Origin of the sequence: Streptomyces sp. NRRL B-24085, assembly GCF_001282115.1 — a bacterium.
Lineage (GTDB): Bacteria > Actinomycetota > Actinomycetes > Streptomycetales > Streptomycetaceae > Streptomyces.
In genome coordinates, this window is sequence record NZ_LJBR01000139.1 from 2501 (window position 1) to 4618 (window position 2118).

Here is a 2118-nt window from a genome sequence, read left to right on the forward strand (position 1 = left end):
TCCGTGATAGCTGGTTCTCCCCGAAATGCATTTAGGTGCAGCGTCGTGTGTTTCTTGCCGGAGGTAGAGCACTGGATAGGCGATGGGCCCTACCGGGTTACTGACCTTAGCCAAACTCCGAATGCCGGTAAGTGAGAGCGCGGCAGTGAGACTGTGGGGGATAAGCTCCATGGTCGAGAGGGAAACAGCCCAGAGCATCGACTAAGGCCCCTAAGCGTACGCTAAGTGGGAAAGGATGTGGAGTCGCAGAGACAACCAGGAGGTTGGCTTAGAAGCAGCCACCCTTGAAAGAGTGCGTAATAGCTCACTGGTCTAGTGATTCCGCGCCGACAATGTAGCGGGGCTCAAGCGTACCGCCGAAGTCGTGTCATTGCAGCATGAGGGCCAACGCCCGCTGTGATGGGTAGGGGAGCGTCGTGTGCCGGGTGAAGCTGCGCCGGAAGGCAGTGGTGGACGGTTCACGAGTGAGAATGCAGGCATGAGTAGCGATACACACGTGGGAAACGTGTGCGCCGATTGACTAAGGGTTCCTGGGTCAAGCTGATCTGCCCAGGGTAAGTCGGGACCTAAGGCGAGGCCGACAGGCGTAGTCGATGGATAACCGGTTGATATTCCGGTACCCGCTGTGAAGCGTCAAACATCGAACCAGGCGATGCTAAGTCCGTGAAGCCGCCCCGGAGCCTTCGGGCAAAGGGGAGTGGTGGAGCCGACGAACCAGACTTGCAGTAGGTGAGTGATGGGGTGACGCAGGAAGGTAGTCCATCCCGGGCGGTGGTTGTCCCGGGGTAAGGGTGTAGGCCGTGATCTAGGCAAATCCGGATCACATAAGGCTGAGACCTGATGCCGAGCCGATTGTGGTGAAGTGGATGATCCTATGCTGTCGAGAAAAGCCTCTAGCGAGTTTCATGGCGGCCCGTACCCTAAACCGACTCAGGTGGTCAGGTAGAGAATACCGAGGCGTTCGGGTGAACTATGGTTAAGGAACTCGGCAAAATGCCCCCGTAACTTCGGGAGAAGGGGGGCCATCACTGGTGATCCGATTTACTCGGTGAGCTGGGGGTGGCCGCAGAGACCAGCGAGAAGCGACTGTTTACTAAAAACACAGGTCCGTGCGAAGCCGTAAGGCGATGTATACGGACTGACGCCTGCCCGGTGCTGGAACGTTAAGGGGACCGGTTAGTCACATTTCGGTGTGGCGAAGCTGAGAACTTAAGCGCCAGTAAACGGCGGTGGTAACTATAACCATCCTAAGGTAGCGAAATTCCTTGTCGGGTAAGTTCCGACCTGCACGAATGGCGTAACGACTTCTCGACTGTCTCAACCATAGGCCCGGTGAAATTGCACTACGAGTAAAGATGCTCGTTTCGCGCAGCAGGACGGAAAGACCCCGGGACCTTTACTACAGTTTGATATTGGTGTTCGGTTCGGCTTGTGTAGGATAGCTGGGAGACTTTGAAGCAGCCACGCCAGTGGGTGTGGAGTCGTCGTTGAAATACCAGTCTGGTCGTGCTGGATGTCTAACCTGGGTCCGTGATCCGGATCAGGGACAGTGTCTGATGGGTAGTTTAACTGGGGCGGTTGCCTCCTAAAGAGTAACGGAGGCGCCCAAAGGTTCCCTCAGCCTGGTTGGTAATCAGGTGTTGAGTGTAAGTGCACAAGGGAGCTTGACTGTGAGACCGACGGGTCGAGCAGGGACGAAAGTCGGGACTAGTGATCCGGCGGTGGCTTGTGGAAGCGCCGTCGCTCAACGGATAAAAGGTACCCCGGGGATAACAGGCTGATCTTCCCCAAGAGTCCATATCGACGGGATGGTTTGGCACCTCGATGTCGGCTCGTCGCATCCTGGGGCTGGAGTCGGTCCCAAGGGTTGGGCTGTTCGCCCATTAAAGCGGTACGCGAGCTGGGTTTAGAACGTCGTGAGACAGTTCGGTCCCTATCCGCTGTGCGCGTAGGAGTCTTGAGAAGGGCTGTCCCTAGTACGAGAGGACCGGGACGGACGAACCTCTGGTGTGCCAGTTGTTCTGCCAAGGGCATGGCTGGTTGGCTACGTTCGGGAGGGATAACCGCTGAAAGCATCTAAGCGGGAAGCCTGCTTCGAGATGAGGACTCCCACCCCCT

At 56.9% G+C, this 2118-nt stretch carries 1 rRNA gene (running past one end of the window); it reads left to right on the forward strand.

What is annotated here, in order from left to right:
• Positions 1-2118, forward strand: a 23S ribosomal RNA gene (locus AOJ26_RS17245) (its annotated part extends 898 nt beyond the left edge of the window); the annotation flags it as partial.